This is a genomic window from Cellulomonas sp. URHE0023 (genome assembly GCF_000688475.1).
Classification (GTDB): domain Bacteria; phylum Actinomycetota; class Actinomycetes; order Actinomycetales; family Cellulomonadaceae; genus Cellulomonas.
This window is the reverse complement of record NZ_JIAN01000005.1, coordinates 1,389,872-1,404,289: the sequence shown is the minus strand read 5'-3', so window position 1 is coordinate 1,404,289 and position 14,418 is coordinate 1,389,872. Positions and strand designations below refer to the sequence as shown.

Annotated in this window: 13 protein-coding genes and 1 riboswitch; of the genes, 6 read left to right on the top strand and 7 right to left on the bottom strand. The window is 71.1% G+C overall.

What is annotated here, in order from left to right; all coding sequences use genetic code 11:
• Positions 1-25 precede the first annotated feature (25 nt).
• Positions 26-805, bottom strand: a complete 780-nt coding sequence (locus tag N553_RS0107270; RefSeq protein ID WP_028045977.1) for an ABC transporter permease — start codon at positions 803-805, stop codon at positions 26-28.
• Complete coding sequence (locus N553_RS21570; protein WP_034620790.1) at positions 805-1,713, bottom strand: daunorubicin resistance protein DrrA family ABC transporter ATP-binding protein; 909 nt, start codon at positions 1,711-1,713, stop codon at positions 805-807. Before N553_RS21570 ends, N553_RS0107270 begins: the two co-directional genes overlap by 1 nt.
• Before the next feature lie 81 nt (positions 1,714-1,794).
• Here N553_RS21570 and N553_RS24195 point away from each other — a divergent pair, with 81 nt between their 5' ends.
• From N553_RS24195 to N553_RS21560, 6 genes are all read left to right on the top strand, one after another.
• On the top strand, positions 1,795-3,033 hold the full coding sequence (locus tag N553_RS24195) for a TetR/AcrR family transcriptional regulator (RefSeq protein ID WP_051639885.1): 1,239 nt from the start codon (positions 1,795-1,797) through the stop codon (positions 3,031-3,033).
• The gene (locus N553_RS0107255; protein ID WP_028045976.1) at positions 3,030-3,614 is read left to right on the top strand and encodes a DNA-3-methyladenine glycosylase I; all 585 of its coding nucleotides are present in this window, start codon (positions 3,030-3,032) and stop codon (positions 3,612-3,614) included. The genes N553_RS24195 and N553_RS0107255 overlap by 4 nt, the downstream gene beginning before the upstream one ends.
• A gap of 167 nt (positions 3,615-3,781) precedes the next feature.
• Complete coding sequence (locus N553_RS0107250; protein WP_028045975.1) at positions 3,782-3,997, top strand: hypothetical protein; 216 nt, start codon at positions 3,782-3,784, stop codon at positions 3,995-3,997.
• A 75-nt stretch (positions 3,998-4,072) separates the two neighbouring features.
• A riboswitch (SAM riboswitch) is annotated at positions 4,073-4,167 on the top strand.
• A 57-nt stretch (positions 4,168-4,224) separates the two neighbouring features.
• A complete protein-coding gene (locus N553_RS0107245; RefSeq protein ID WP_028045974.1) occupies positions 4,225-5,262 on the top strand; it encodes a methylenetetrahydrofolate reductase in 1,038 nt (345 codons plus the stop codon).
• Positions 5,263-5,268: 6 nt separating this feature from the next.
• Positions 5,269-7,590: a 5-methyltetrahydropteroyltriglutamate--homocysteine S-methyltransferase gene (metE, locus tag N553_RS0107240; protein WP_028045973.1), complete on the top strand. Its 2,322-nt coding sequence runs from the start codon at positions 5,269-5,271 to the stop codon at positions 7,588-7,590.
• Between the two features lie 119 nt (positions 7,591-7,709).
• Positions 7,710-8,918: a MalY/PatB family protein gene (locus N553_RS21560; RefSeq protein ID WP_231505184.1), complete on the top strand. Its 1,209-nt coding sequence runs from the start codon at positions 7,710-7,712 to the stop codon at positions 8,916-8,918.
• Here the strand turns inward: N553_RS21560 and N553_RS0107230 are convergent.
• From N553_RS0107230 to gcvP, 5 genes are all read right to left on the bottom strand, one after another.
• The gene (locus tag N553_RS0107230; protein WP_028045972.1) at positions 8,896-9,327 is read right to left on the bottom strand and encodes a (deoxy)nucleoside triphosphate pyrophosphohydrolase; all 432 of its coding nucleotides are present in this window, start codon (positions 9,325-9,327) and stop codon (positions 8,896-8,898) included. The genes N553_RS21560 and N553_RS0107230 overlap by 23 nt on opposite strands.
• Before the next feature lie 79 nt (positions 9,328-9,406).
• On the bottom strand, positions 9,407-9,640 hold the full coding sequence (locus N553_RS0107225) for a helix-turn-helix transcriptional regulator (RefSeq protein WP_028045971.1): 234 nt from the start codon (positions 9,638-9,640) through the stop codon (positions 9,407-9,409).
• Positions 9,641-9,919: 279 nt separating this feature from the next.
• Positions 9,920-10,294: a glycine cleavage system protein GcvH gene (gene gcvH, locus N553_RS0107220; protein ID WP_028045970.1), complete on the bottom strand. Its 375-nt coding sequence runs from the start codon at positions 10,292-10,294 to the stop codon at positions 9,920-9,922.
• A 40-nt stretch (positions 10,295-10,334) separates the two neighbouring features.
• The gene (gene gcvT, locus N553_RS0107215; RefSeq protein ID WP_028045969.1) at positions 10,335-11,471 is read right to left on the bottom strand and encodes a glycine cleavage system aminomethyltransferase GcvT; all 1,137 of its coding nucleotides are present in this window, start codon (positions 11,469-11,471) and stop codon (positions 10,335-10,337) included.
• Between the two features lie 11 nt (positions 11,472-11,482).
• Positions 11,483-14,320 carry an aminomethyl-transferring glycine dehydrogenase gene (gcvP, locus tag N553_RS21555; RefSeq protein ID WP_369796691.1) on the bottom strand — a complete coding sequence of 946 codons (2,838 nt, stop codon included), beginning with the start codon at positions 14,318-14,320 and terminating at the stop codon, positions 11,483-11,485.
• Positions 14,321-14,418 lie beyond the last annotated feature (98 nt).

Genomic DNA, 14,418 nt, shown 5'->3' with positions numbered 1-14,418 from the left:
GGATCCTCGTGCTCGAGCACAGCCGTCAGCGCGACCGGCGGAAGAGCAGCCCGGCTGCGACGCGACCCACCAGGAAGATCCCGACGCACCAGAGCACCGCGGCCTGCCACGTGTCACCGACCGGCTGGCCCAGCAGCAGCCCGCGCACCGTGTCGGCCAGCGGGGTGATCGGGTTGTAGGTGGCGATGTTCTGCAGCACCGACGGCATCGAGTCGGGCGGTACGAACGCGGAGGACACGTACGGGATGAACAAGATGATGAACGTGAAGCCGCTGGCCGCCTCCGGCCCGGACGCGACGACGCCGATGGCCACGGCGATCCAGGTGAGCGCCAGCACGAACAGGGCGATGAGCCCGAGCGCGGCCACCCAGTCGAGGGCCGACGCGGACGGGCTGAACCCGATGACGAACGCGATCCCGATCACGAGCGCGGTCGAGACGGCGTTGCGCACCATCGATGCCACGACGTGCCCGGTCAGCACGCCGGTGGGGCGGATCGGCAGGGACCTGAACCGGTCGATGATGCCGCCGGTCATGTCGGTGGCGACGTCGACCGCGGTGTTCGCGGACCCGTACCCGGCGGTCAGCAGGATGATGCCGGGCACGACGAAGTCGACGTAGTCCATGCCGGTGTCGAGCGCACCGCCGAACACGTAGACGAACAGCAGCAGGAGCATCACCGGCAGCATGACGGCGAGCAGGATGGTGTCGAGCTGCCGCACGGAGCGGCGGACCGAGCGCCAGATGAGCGCTGCGGTGTCGTGGGCGCCCCAGCCCAGGGCCGGGGGCGTGGTGATCGTGGTCATCAGGACTCCTGAGTGGCGAGGACGAGCTCTTCGGTGGGTTCGGCCGGCCGGCCGGTGAGCGTCAGGAAGACGTCGTCGAGCGTGGGGGAGCGGACCTCCCAGGTGTCGACGGCGACCCCTCGGCGTTCGACGTCGGCGAGGATCCGACGGACGTCCGGCACGGTCCCGTCGGTCGCGATGCGCTCGGTCTCGCCGTCCCGCAGGACGAGCTGCACGTGCGCCGACCCGACGGCCCGCTTGAGCTGCGTGGCTGTCCCGTCGGCGATCATGCGCCCGTGGTCGATGACCGCGATCCGGTCGGCGAGCTGGTCGGCCTCCTCGAGGTACTGCGTGGTCAGCAGCACGGTGGTCCCCTCCGCGACGACGTCCCGGATGACGTCCCACAGGGCGTTGCGGCTGCGCGGGTCGAGGCCTGTCGTCGGTTCGTCCAGGAACACCACCTGCGGGCGGCCCAGGAGTCCGACGGCGAGGTCGAGTCGCCGACGCATGCCGCCCGAGTAGGTCTTGACCACGCGACGTCCGGCGTCGGTGAGGTCGAACAGCTCGAGCAGCTCGTCGCTGCGGGTGCGCACCTCGCGTGAGCCGAGGTGCGCCAGGCGCGCCATGAGCCGCATGTTCTCGACGCCGGTGAGGAGCTCGTCGACCGCCGCGAACTGCCCGGTGAGGCTGATCGACGCCCGGACGTCGGCTGCCTGCGTGACCACGTCCTTCCCGGCGACGTGGGCGGTGCCCGCGTCGGGCTTCAGGAGCGTGGCGAGGATGCGGACGGTGGTGGTCTTCCCGGCGCCGTTCGGGCCGAGCAGGGCAAGGACCCCGCCCGGTGCGACGTCGAGGTCGACGCCGTCCAGCACGGTGAGGTCGCCGTAGGACTTGCGCAGTCCCCTGGCGACGACGACGGGTGCAGTCATCAGCTTCTCCTGTTCTGTGTATGACGTAAACTGTGTGTGTACTTCATACACACTTGTAGGATCGCCAGTCAAGGAGGTGTCGTGGACGACGTCGATGCACCACAGGAGACGCAGACAGCCCGCGAGGCGGAGGACGCACGCCGAGAGGCGGAGGCCCTCCGTCGGGACCGGGAGAAGGCTGAGCGCGCGGAGGCCAAGGAGGCAGAGCGGGCCCGGCGCGACCAGGAGCGGGCCGAGCGTGACGCGACCAAGGCCGCCGAGCGCCGCCAGCGCGAGGCCGACAGGCGCATCCGCGACCGGGAGAAGGCCGAGCGCGAGGACCGCGAGCGGCAGGAGCGCGAGGCGCGCGACGCCGCGCGTGAGGCCGCGAACAGGCTCCGCGAGGCGGAGCGCGCCGAGCGTGCGGCCTCGCTCGCTCAGCAGCGCGCTGCACGAGACGCCGAGAAGGCCCGGCGGCAGGCGGTCCGGGTCGCAGCATCGACAGGACCGTCCGACGACCTGCCCACCGACCTCCCGCCCGGCATCGCCGTGCTGTGGCGAGCACCGGCGGTCGGCAGACCCGGGCCCCGTCCCGGGCTCTCGCTCGAGCAGATCGCCGACGCCGGGATCGCACTGGCCGACGCCGAGGGCCTGGACGCTGTCTCGATGTCGCGCCTCGCCGAGTCGCTGGGTTTTACGACGATGTCGCTCTACCGCTACGTCTCCTCCAAGGACGAGGTGCTGAGCCTCATGTCCGACCGCGCGTCCGGCAGGCCACCGGCCATCGGCCCTGAGCTCGGCGACTGGCGCGAACGGCTCGAGCTCATCCTGTCCATCCAGCAGCCGATCCTGCGGGCACACCCGTGGCTCGCGCGCACGACCGCGGTCCTGCACGCGATCGGACCCGGTCGGCTCGCCTGGATGGAGGGCATGCTGGCCGCTCTGGACGGCACACCCCTGACCGAGGCTCAGAAGGTCGGCGCGATCGGCGTGCTCGCCACGCACCAGCTCGACCAGCTCCGGGTCAGCGAACAGCTGTCGACACAGGCGCGCACCGCCGCGCTCGGGCCTGCGGACGGCGAAGCACCCGACCTGGGTGCGCTGATCGGCATGCTCGCGACGCCGGGCGCGCATCCCGCGCTGCTGCGCGCCGTCGAGGCAGGCGGGTTCAGCTGGGGCGCGGTGGACGAGGACGCCCTCGACTTCGGGACCCAGCTGATCCTCGACGGGATCGAGAAGCTGATCGCCGTCGCGCGGAGCCGACCACAGCCCCGGCTCGCCCTGACCACAGGGCACGGCTCGGGTGCGGTGTCCGACCCGGTGGCCACACTCGACGCATGACCACCCTCGACTCCCTTTCCGTCACCGCCGGCCGGTGCTTCGGCGACGGCAATCCCCTCTACGCGCAGTACCACGACGAGGAGTGGGGCCGGCCGGTGCACGACGAGCACGCACTGTTCGAGCGCTTCGCGCTGGAGGGTTTCCAGTCGGGCCTCGCGTGGATCACGGTGCTGCGCAAGCGCCCGGCCTTCCGGATCGCGTTCGCCGACTTCGACCCCGAGCTCGTCGCCGAGTTCGACGACGACGACGTCGCGCGCCTGATGTCGGACGCGGGGATCGTCCGCAACCGCGCCAAGATCGAGGCGACGATCGCGAACGGCCGAGCACTTCGTGCGCTGCACGCCGACGGCCGCTCGCTCGACTCGGTCCTGTGGTCGCACGCTCCGGACCGCTCCGCGTGGACCCGGCCCGCCACGTGGACCGACGTCCCGGCCACGACCCCCGAGTCCACTGCGCTCGCCAAGGAGCTCAAGTCGCTCGGGTTCCGGTTCGTCGGGCCCACGACCGCCTATGCGGCGATGCAGGCCTGCGGGGTCGTGGACGACCACCTCGCCACCTGTCCGACCGTGCACAGCCTCTAGGCCGCCCCGGCAAGGGCTGTTGGACGCCTGACCAGCACGAACACCCGGGAACCCAGGCGGTCCGGCACGACCGAGGCGATCTGGTGCGGGTGAGATCCCTACTCCTGGCGAGTGACGCGCCCCACGCGGTCTCGGCAGGTGAGAATCCGCCTACTACGATGCGTCGAATGGCAGACGTGATCGAACCCGGCAGGCGGCACGACGACGTGCGCGTGGCGGCCGATGCGCTGACCGAGACTGCGGCACCCGATGTCGAGGTCCTCGCCGCGGTGAAGGACGGTCTGCGGCTCGTGCCGGCAGGATCACCGACCGCCTGGTTCGACGTGCCCTCCCAGCGCCCCGGGCGTGACGACAACAGGCTCGACGGACGTCGCAGGATCTGATCGGGTCCTGGGACACATCTGTCTCACCTATCGAGCACGGTTGCCCACGATGTGGTCGGCGGTCTATCATCGCGGCTACCATCCAGAGCGGCCGAGAGACCTGGCTCCACGACGCCGCAGCAACCCCCCTCCGACGAGGGTGTGGGTGCTTCCGCCAGGGACGATGGAGTGAACCAGATGTCCCCGAAGCACCTCTGTACCTCACGATCCGCCCCGCGGGCGCCTCGATGAGCGCCGCGACCGTGGAACCGCGCACCCCAGGGCTGCACGTCGCCGCGGCGGCCCGACCGCAGACGGCGAACGACCGGCCAACGATCTCGTTCGAGCTCTTCCCGCCACGCAACCCTGCGGCCGCCCCGCGTCTGTGGGCGACCGTCCAGGCGCTCGAGGCGGTCCACCCCGACTTCGTCTCGGTCACCTACGGGGCCTCCGGCAAGACCCGCGTCACCACACGGCAGCTCGTGCGACGCCTGCTGCGGGAGACCACGCTCAACCCCATCGCGCACCTGACCTGCGTCGGCACCTCTCGTGAGGAGATCACGACGATCGTCGAGGAGTTCCTCGACGAGGGCGTCCGGTCGTTCCTCGCCCTGCGCGGCGACCCGCCCGTCGACCAGTCCGACTGGGTGGCGCACCCCGACGGGCTGCAGACCGCCGGTGAGCTCGTCGAGCTCCTGCGTCAGATCGAGGCGCAGCGGTGCGCCACGAGCCCGTCACAGGCCGTGCGGGCACGGGTCCGTCCGCTCTCGGTCGCCGTGGCGGCGTTCCCCCGCGGCAACCACGCCACGGGCGGTACGCGCGCCCAGGACGTGGCGTCGCTGCTGGCCAAGCAGGAGGCCGGCGCGGACTTCGCCATCACTCAGGTGTTCTTCGACGCCGACGACTACCTCGGCATGGTGGCTGAGGCGCGCGACGCCGGGGTCACCATCCCGATCATCCCGGGCATCATCCCGAGCACTGACCCGGCCCGGCTCGTGCGTGTGCAGGAGCTCACCGGGGTGCCCGTGCCTGAGAGACTGTTCGACCTGCTCGGCTCGGCAGACGACGAGCTCGACCGGCACCGCCGGGGCATCCGGGCGAGCGTCGACCTCGTCAACGGCGTCCTGGACGGCGGTGCCCCCGGCGTCCACCTGTACACGTTCAACCAGCACCATGCCGTACTTGACCTGCTCGAGGGTGCACACCTCGACGGCGGAGCTCGGACAGCTCCCGACCTGGCCAGTGGGCCGCAGATCACGGCAACCGCCCGACCCTCGAGGGACTGACACACCATGACGAAGACCACGTTCCCTGCCGGCTCCGTGCTCGGCTACCCCCGGATCGGCCCCCGCCGTGAGCTCAAGAAGGCGATCGAGTCCTTCTGGGCCGGCAAGTCGACCGCCGACGACGTCGAGGCCGTCGCCGTCGAGCTGCGTCGTCGCACCCGGACCCGCCTGGCCGAGCTGGGCCTGGCCACGGACGTCCCGGCCATCCCGAGCGCGTTCTCCTTCTACGACCACGTGCTCGACGCCACCGCGGTCGTCGGTGCCGTGCCCGCACGCTTCGCGGACGTCGTCGCGGCGGACGGCACGCTCGACCTCGCCGGCTACTCCACGGTGGCGCGCGGCCGGGGCGACGATCTGCCGCTCGAGATGACCAAGTGGTTCGACACCAACTACCACTACCTGGTGCCGGAGATCGGCCCCGAGACGACCTTCCGCTACGCGAGCGACCGACCCGTGCGCGAGTTCAAGGAGGCCCTCGCCGAGGGTGTCCTGACCCGCCCGGTCATCGTCGGACCCGTCACCTACCTCGCACTCGCCAAGGCGACCGAGGGCGCGCCCGACGACTTCGCTCCGATCGACCGCCTCGAGGACCTCCTGCCCGTCTACGCCGAGCTCCTCACGGACCTCGCGGCCGCCGGTGCCACCTGGGTGCAGCTCGAGGAGCCCGCACTCGTCTCCGACTCCATCGAGGTGCCGGCCGAGCAGCTGCTCGCCGCGGTCATCGAGGCCTACCGGGCACTCGCCACCGACCTGACGGAGCGCCCGGCCATCCTCGTCGCCGCCCCGTACGGCGACCTGGGTGCTGCGTTCCCCGTGCTCGCGGCCACCGACATCGAGGCGATCGGCATCGACCTGGTCCGTGGCAGCGCGCCGACCGAGACGGTCGCCGGGCTGGAGACCAAGACGCTCGTCGCCGGTGTGATCGACGGCCACAACATCTGGCGTGCGGACCTGGACGCCAAGCTGGCGATCCTGGAGCAGCTCGAGGGTCTGGGCGCCGAGGCGGTCACCGTCGGCACGTCGACGTCCCTGTTCCACGTCCCGCACACCACCTCGGACGAGCCCCTGCTGGACGAGACGCTCAAGAGCTGGCTCGCGTTCGCGGACGAGAAGGTCGCGGAGGTCGTCACGCTGGCCGAGGGTCTGACGGAGGGTCGCGAGGCCATCCACGAGCAGCTGCTGGCGGCGACGGACGCCGTGAACAGCCGCCGCACGGCGCCCGGCGTCGTCGTCCCCGCGGTCCGCGAGCGCGCGGCCGCCCTCACCGAGGACGCGTTCAACCGCGGACCGTTCGACGAGCGCAAGGTCGCGCAGGCCTCGCGCCTCAACCTCCCCCCGCTGCCGACGACGACCATCGGCTCGTTCCCCCAGACCGGTGAGATCCGCAAGGCCCGCGCCGCGTTCGGCAAGGGCGAGCTGACCGAGGCGCAGTACGACGACGAGATGAAGGCGGAGATCCGCCGCGTCGTCGAGCTCCAGGAGGAGATCGGCTTCGACGTTCTGGTGCACGGCGAGCCCGAGCGCAACGACATGGTCCAGTACTTCGCGGAGAACCTCGACGGGTTCGCGGTCACGCAGAACGGCTGGGTCCAGTCCTACGGCTCGCGCTGCACGCGTCCGTCGATCCTGTGGGGCGACGTCTCGCGACCCAAGCCGATCACGGTCGACTGGACGTCGTACACGCAGTCGCTGACCACGAAGCCGGTCAAGGGCATGCTCACCGGTCCGGTCACGATCCTCGCGTGGTCGTTCGTGCGCGACGACCAGCCGCTCGGTGACACGGCCAACCAGGTCGGCCTCGCCCTGCGCGACGAGATCGCGGACCTCGAGGCCGCCGGGATCGCCGTGATCCAGGTGGACGAGCCGGCGCTGCGCGAGCTGCTGCCTCTGCGCGTCGAGGACCACGCCGCCTACCTCAACTGGTCGGTGCGCTCGTTCCGTCTCTCGACCGCCGGGGTGCGTGCGGACACCCAGATCCACACACACCTGTGCTACTCGGAGTTCGGCCAGATCATGGGCGCGATCGACGGTCTGGACGCCGACGTCACGTCCATCGAGGCTGCGCGCTCGAAGATGGAGATCCTCGGCGACATCGCCGCGGCCGGCTACCCCCGCGCGGTCGGTCCCGGTGTCTACGACATCCACTCGCCGCGCGTCCCCAGCGAGGCCGAGGTCGAGGAGCTGCTCACGGAGGCGGTCAAGGCCATCGCGGTCGACCAGCTCTGGGTCAACCCCGACTGCGGCCTGAAGACCCGCCGCTACGAGGAGGTCGCCCCGTCGCTGACGCACATCATCGAGGCGACGAAGAAGGTCCGCGCGACCCTCTGATCCGCTGACGACGACGGCCCCGGACACCCCAGCGGTGACCGGGGCCGTCGTCTGTTCGAGGTCGCACGGACGCGCAGGTCCCAGAGCGGTCGGAGTCGTCCTGCGTCTACGGTCGTTGCGTGCGCACGATCTTCGACACGCTGACTCTCGAGCAGCTCCGTACCCGGACCAGTGAGAAGTGGCGTCACTACCCGGCTGACGTGCTGCCGTTGTTCGTCGCCGAGATGGACGTGCCGCAGGCCGAACCCGTGATCCGTGCGGTGCACGACGCCATGGTCCGAGGCGACACCGGGTACCCGAACGGTCACGGCCTCGCCGAGGCGATGGCGGGATTCGCTGCCACCCGGTGGGACTGGGCCGTGCCGGTGGAGCGCAGCCGCCTCGCCGCAGACGTCATGGTCGGCGTCGTCGAGGTGGTCCGGCTGCTCACCGGTCCCGGCGACGCGGTGGTCATCAGCCCGCCGGTCTACCCGCCGTTCACCACGTTCCTGCAGCACGCCGGCCGGCACATCGTGCACGCACCCCTCGGCGTGGACCGCAGGCTCGACCTCGACGCCCTCGACTACGCGTTCGGCCGCGCCTCCCTGCACGGTCGTCGTGCCGCCTACCTGCTCTGCAACCCGCACAACCCCACGGGTACGCTGCACACCGCTGACGAGCTCGCGGCGGTCGGGGCACTCAGCGTCAAGCACGGCGTCCGGGTCGTGGCCGACGAGATCCACGCACCGCTCGTCCCGACGCCGGACGCGCAGTTCGTGCCGACCACCACGGTGATCCCCGACGCCATCGCGCTGCACTCCGCCTCGAAGGCGTTCAACCTGGCCGCGCTGCGGGCCGCCGTCGCCGTTCCGGGTCCCGAGGCGACCGATCTCGAGGACTGGCCGGATCCGGTCGCGGACGGAGTGATGCACCTGGGAGTCATGGCGCAGACCGCCGCCTACACGGACGGTGGCGCGTTCCTCGACGAGGTCCTGGCCGGTCTCCACCACAACGGGAAGCTCCTGCAGCGCCTGCTGGAGCCGGTGATGGTCTGGGAGCCGCCGCAGTCCACCTACTTCGCCTGGCTCGACCTGAGGGCGTTCGGCGACGACCCGGCCCGGTCACTCCTGAAGGACGGCAGACTCGCCGTCAACCCCGGCGCAACGTTCGGCGTCGAGGGTGCAGGTCATGTCCGGCTGAACTTCGCGACGTCCACCGCGATCCTCACGGACGCCGTGTCGCGGCTGACGACGGTGCTCGGTGGCGCCGGGCACGGCCATGTGCCGGGGCCTCAGCGCGGGCCGGGGCCTGAGCGAGGGCCGGACGTCAGCGGTGCGCGGCCCGGCTGATGAACTCCTGCAGGGCGTCGACGATACGGATGTCGGCGTCCAGCCACGGCACGTCGTGCACCTGGCTCATCGGCAGCCAGCGGAGCTCGTCGTGCTCCTCGAGCGGTTCCGGGGCGCCGTCGACGACCTCGGCCAGCCAGATGCGCATCACGTACTCGTCGGAGAGGCGCCACAGGCCTCCATCCGGGCCTACCAGCTCGTCGCCCAGACCGATCCGTGCACCGAGCTCTTCGCGGATCTCGCGGTGCAGGGCGGCTTCGGGCTCTTCGTCGGCGTCCACCTTGCCGCCGGGAAACTCCCAACGGCCGGCCAGTCGGGCTGGTACGGCACGCCGCGCGGCCAACAGCTCACGCGGGTCGTCGAGGTCGTCCACGATGGCGGCTGCTACGACGAGCACGGGTGAGGTCATTCGGTGAGTCTGCCAGGCCCCCGGTCCAGGGGCATGGATGGGGTGCGACGACCCGGTTCTCGAGTCGTCGCGCAGATGATCAGCGAACGCCGTGTGCGACAGCCCAGGCGACGGCCTCGGCGCGGGTGGAGACACCGATCTTGCGGTACACGCTGCGCACCTGCGACTTCACGGTGTTGCGGGTCACGAAGAGTCGCGTGGCGATCTCCTCGAGAGTCACGTCTTCGGCCAGCTCAGCCAGGACGACCCGCTCGCGACGCGTCAGCGCGTCGTTCGAGATTCCGAGGGTCCTGCTCGTCTCCAGCATGCTCATGATGTCCTCCGGTGTGCTGCATGGCCCGGGACATCCGGGTCACGCTCTTGGCTGCGTACCGGATGAGAGAGGGCGAAACGTGAGCCATGACGCCACTTTCGCCAACTCTTCATGTTGGGTTCCCCCCCGAACATGCCGATCTCGCTAGCCACCCACAATGAACGTCACATCGGCACCCTGATACGCCGAACGTGTGACCGGTTCTTGGGTTCACCCGATCAGGCGAGCACAAAGCCGCCCAAAAAGGATTACCCGGTACTCGGGAGTTGCACTTCGGAGTCAGCCCGCACTCTGGGCGGCGTACTCGTCCGACGTCAGGAGCGGACCTGTCGACGTGACGTCGACCTTCAGGAGCCAGCCTGCGCCGTACGGGTCGGTGTTGACGACCGAGGGGTCGTCGACGGCCGACTGGTTGATCTCGATGACGGTCCCGGAAACCGGGGAGTACAGCTCGGAGACGGACTTGGTCGACTCGATCTCACCCACCACAGCGCCGGCCACGAGCTCTGCTCCGACTGCCGGCAGCTCGAGGTAGACGATGTCGCCGAGGGCGTCGGCCGCGACGGCCGTGATGCCGATGGTCGACGGGGATCCGTCCTGCAGCCACTCGTGCTCGGCGGTGTAGTGCAGGGCGGTGGGCAGATCCGTGCTCATAGGTGCTCCTGTCGAGGGGGGTCGGACCCTAGTGCTTGGTTTACCGGGCCCGGCGGTAGAAGGGAAGGGGCACGACCCGAACTGGTTCGAGGCGTCCGCGCACGTCAACCGCGAGTTCGGTGCCCGGCTCGCTCTGGTCCGGGGTCACGTACGCCATCGCGACGGGGTGGCCGAGCGTCGGCGACGGGGCGCCGGAGGTCACGACACCGATCGCCGTCCCGTCCGGCAGGGTCACCGGGTAGCCGTGCCGAGCGGCCCGACGACCCAGTCCTTCGAGGCCGACGAGCGTCTTGGTGGGCGTCGCGGCGTCGCGCGCCTCGAGGGCCGCACGCCCGACGAAGTCGACCGGGTCGCCGTCGGCCGTGGCCTTGTCGAGCTTCACGACGCGGCCCAGGCCGGCGTCGTGGGGCGTCGTCGACCGGTCGAGCTCGTTGCCGTAGAGCGGCATCCCGGCCTCGAGGCGGAGGCTGTCGCGCGCAGACAGCCCGGCGGGAACCAGCCCGTGGTCCGCACCGGCCGCGAGGAACGCACGCCACAGGGCGGGCGCGAGCGGCGCGTCGAGGAAGAACTCGAAACCGTCCTCACCGGTGTAGCCGGTGCGGGCGACGAGAACGGGTTCGCCCTGGAACGTCGCGGGCAGGCACGCGTAGTACTTGGACGCACCGATGTCACCGCCCGTCTCCTCGAGACCCTCGGTGGCGTGCACGATGTCCAGCGCGTTCGGGCCCTGGACCGCGATGAGGGCGGTCTGCGGGGAGCGGTCCTCGACGGTGACGTCCTCGAACTTCGCCGCGCGGGCGCGGAGCTCACCGAGCACCACGGCGTGGTTGGAGGCGTTGGCGACGACGAGGAAGGCGTCCTCGAGATCCCGGTAGACGATCAGGTCGTCGACCACGCCACCGTCGGGCGCGCAGATCATCGTGTAGCGCGCGCCCTGGAAGCGCAGCGCGGACAGGTTGCCCACGAGCGCGTAGTCGAGGAACGCCGCGGCGTCGGGACCGCCGACGCGGATCTCGCCCATGTGCGACAGGTCGAACAGCCCGGCGGCCGTCCGCACCGCGACGTGCTCCGCGAGGTCGGACGTGTACCGCAGCGGCATCTGCCAGCCGGCGAAGGACGTGAGTGCCGCGCCCAGCGCGACGTGCTCGTCGTGCAGGGGGCTGAGCGTGTCGGTCATCGTCTCGTCCTTCACTCGGCGTACGCCTCGATGGGCGGGCAGCTGCAGACCAGGTTCCGGTCGCCGTGCGCCCCGTCGATCCGGCGGACCGGCGGCCAGTACTTGCCCTCACGCAGAGCGGCCACCGGGAAGGCGGCGAGCTCGCGCGGGTACGTGTGCGTCCACTCGTCGGCCGTCAGGCTCGCGGCCGTGTGCGGTGCATGGCGCAGCGGGCTGTCGGCAACCGCCCAGCGGCCCGCCGCGACGGCGTCGATCTCGCCGCGGATCGCGACCATGGCCTCGACGAACCGGTCGATCTCCGCGAGGTCCTCGGACTCGGTCGGCTCGACCATGAGGGTGCCCGCCACCGGGAAGGACAGCGTCGGCGCGTGGAACCCGTAGTCCATGAGCCGCTTGGCCACGTCCTCCGCGGTCACGCCGGTCTCCTTGGTGATGTCGCGCAGGTCGAGGATGCACTCGTGCGCGACCAGCCCGTTCGGGCCCGTGTAGAGCACGGGGAAGTGCCCGGACAGGCGCGTGGCCAGGTAGTTCGCGGCGAGCACGGCTGTCTCGGTGGCTTCCCGCAGGCCGTCGGGACCCATCAGCGCGACGTACGCCCAGCTGATCGGGAGGATGCCGGCCGAGCCCCACGGGGCGGCGCTGACCGGGGCCGTGCCCTCGTTCGTGGCCGACGGCGTCGGGTCCCCCGGCAGGTACGGCGCGAGGTGCGCCGCGACCGCCACCGGCCCGACGCCGGGACCGCCACCGCCGTGCGGGATGCAGAACGTCTTGTGCAGGTTCAGGTGGGAGACGTCGCCGCCCAGCTCACCCGGCCGCGCGAGGCCGACCAGCGCGTTGAGGTTCGCACCGTCGATGTAGACCTGCCCGCCGACCTCGTGCACCAGGTCGCAGACCGTGCGCACGCCCTCCTCGTAGACGCCGTGCGTCGAGGGGTACGTGATCATGATCGCGGCCACCTGCGGTCCGTGCTGGTCCAGCTTGGCGCGCAGGTCGTCCAGGTCGATGGATCCGTCGTCCGCGGTCGCGACCACGACGACGCGCATGCCCGCGAGCGCCGCAGAGGCGGCGTTGGTGCCGTGCGCGCTCGCCGGGATCAGGCAGACGTCGCGCTTCTCGCCACGCGCCGCGTGGTAGCCGTGGATGGCGAGCAGCCCCGCCAGCTCGCCCTGCGAGCCCGCGTTCGGCTGCACCGACACCGCGGCGTAGCCCGTGATCTCAGCGAGCCAGTCCTGCAGCTGCGTCACGAGCTCGGCGTAGCCGGTCGTCTGGTCCAGGGGTGCGTACGGGTGGATGCTCGCGAACTCCGGCCAGCTGATGGGCTCCATCTCGGCCGTCGCGTTCAGCTTCATCGTGCACGAGCCCAGCGGGATCATCGTGCGGTCCAGGGCCAGGTCCTTGTCCGAGAGGCGACGCAGGTAGCGCAGCATCGCGGTCTCGGAGCGGTGCAGGTGGAAGACCGGGTGCGTGAGGTAGCCGTCGGTGCGACGCAGGGCTGCGGGCAGCGCGGGTGTCTCCTCGAGCCGGCCGCTCGGCGCACCGACGCCCGTGAACCCGAACGAGTACGTGCCGTCGTCGTCGGACTCCAGCGTCGTGGTCCCTGCCGCCGCGAACGCCAGGACGACCCGCAGCAGGTGGTCGGCGTTGGTGCGCTCGTCGCAGGCGATCTGCACGTGGTCGCCGTCCGGCGCCCACAGGTTCACTCCGGCGTCCGCGGCCTTGGCGACGACCTCGCGGGCCTTGCCCGGGACGACCGTGCGGACCGTGTCGAAGTAGGTGTCGTGCTCGACGCCGACCCCGACCCCGGTGAGCAGCTCGGCCAGCCCCGACGCGTGCGCGTGGACGCCCTCGGCGATCGCCCGCAGACCGTCGGGACCGTGGTAGACGGCGTACATCGACGCAGTGATGGCCAGCAGCGCCTGCGCGGTGCAGATGTTGCTCGTGGCCTTCTCGCGGCGGATGTGCTGCTCACGCGTGGCCAGGGCGAGGCGGTAGGCACGCGCTCCGTCGGCGTCGATGGACACCCCGACGAGCCGACCCGGCAGGCTGCGTTCCAGACCGTTGCGCACCGCCATGAACGCGGCGTGCGGGCCTCCGCCGAACAGCGGGACGCCGAAGCGCTGCGCCGAGCCCACCGAGACGTCGGCACCGAGCGTCCCCGGGGACGTCAGGAGCGTGAGCGCAAGCAGGTCGGCGGCGATCGTGACCAGACCGCCACGCTCCTTGGTCTGCGCGATGACGCCGCTGAGGTCCCGCACGTGCCCGGAGGCGCCGACCTGCTGGAGGACGACCCCGATCAGGTCGCCCTCGACCTCCGGCAGCCCGTCGGTCAGGTCCGCCACGACCACCGGAAGGCCCACCGCCTCGGCGCGCCCGATGGTCACCGCGAGCGACTGGCTGAACAGCTCTGCGTCGAGCACGACGGTGCCTGCCTTGCCGCGGGCGACGCGCCACATGAGCGCCACCGCCTCGGCGACGGCCGTGGCCTCGTCGAGGAGCGACGCGTTTGCGATGTCGAGCCCGGTGAGGTCCGTGACCATCGTCTGGAAGTTGAGCAGCGCCTCGAGCCGACCCTGCGAGATCTCCGGCTGGTAGGGCGTGTACGCGGTGTACCAGGCGGGCGCCTCGAGGACGTTGCGCCGGATGACGGCGGGCGTGATCGTGTCCGAGTACCCCTGACCGATCATCGGCGTGAGCACCTGGTTGCGGCCCGCGATCTCACGCAGGGCCGCGAGCACCTCCTCCTCGGAGCGTGCCGCCGGCAGGTCGAGCGGGCGGTCGGTGCGGATGCTCGCCGGAACCGCCGCGTCCACCAGCGCGTCCAGCGACTCGTAGCCGACGACCGAGAGCATGTGCGCCGTCTCGGTGCCGCGCGGGCCGATGTGCCGGTCGGCGAAGTTCTCCGCCGGGGGCGTGTGCTCGACCCGGGTCGAGGCGACGACGTCACCGG

What these genes read in the sequence shown, in the direction of transcription:
- metE (WP_028045973.1), top strand. Translation starts at nt 5,269, where the DNA reads ATGACGAAGACCACGTTCCCTGCCGGCTCCGTGCTCGGCTACCCCCGG.
- N553_RS0107245 (WP_028045974.1), top strand. Translation starts at nt 4,225, where the DNA reads ATGAGCGCCGCGACCGTGGAACCGCGCACCCCAGGGCTGCACGTCGCC.
- N553_RS0107255 (WP_028045976.1), top strand. Translation starts at nt 3,030, where the DNA reads ATGACCACCCTCGACTCCCTTTCCGTCACCGCCGGCCGGTGCTTCGGC.
- N553_RS0107225 (WP_028045971.1), bottom strand. Translation starts at nt 9,640, where the DNA reads ATGAGCATGCTGGAGACGAGCAGGACCCTCGGAATCTCGAACGACGCG.
- N553_RS0107250 (WP_028045975.1), top strand. Translation starts at nt 3,782, where the DNA reads ATGGCAGACGTGATCGAACCCGGCAGGCGGCACGACGACGTGCGCGTG.
- N553_RS0107270 (WP_028045977.1), bottom strand. Translation starts at nt 805, where the DNA reads ATGACCACGATCACCACGCCCCCGGCCCTGGGCTGGGGCGCCCACGAC.
- N553_RS0107230 (WP_028045972.1), bottom strand. Translation starts at nt 9,327, where the DNA reads ATGACCTCACCCGTGCTCGTCGTAGCAGCCGCCATCGTGGACGACCTC.
- gcvH (WP_028045970.1), bottom strand. Translation starts at nt 10,294, where the DNA reads ATGAGCACGGATCTGCCCACCGCCCTGCACTACACCGCCGAGCACGAG.
- gcvT (WP_028045969.1), bottom strand. Translation starts at nt 11,471, where the DNA reads ATGACCGACACGCTCAGCCCCCTGCACGACGAGCACGTCGCGCTGGGC.
- N553_RS21570 (WP_034620790.1), bottom strand. Translation starts at nt 1,713, where the DNA reads ATGACTGCACCCGTCGTCGTCGCCAGGGGACTGCGCAAGTCCTACGGC.
- gcvP (WP_369796691.1), bottom strand. Translation starts at nt 14,320, where the DNA reads ATGCTCTCGGTCGTCGGCTACGAGTCGCTGGACGCGCTGGTGGACGCG.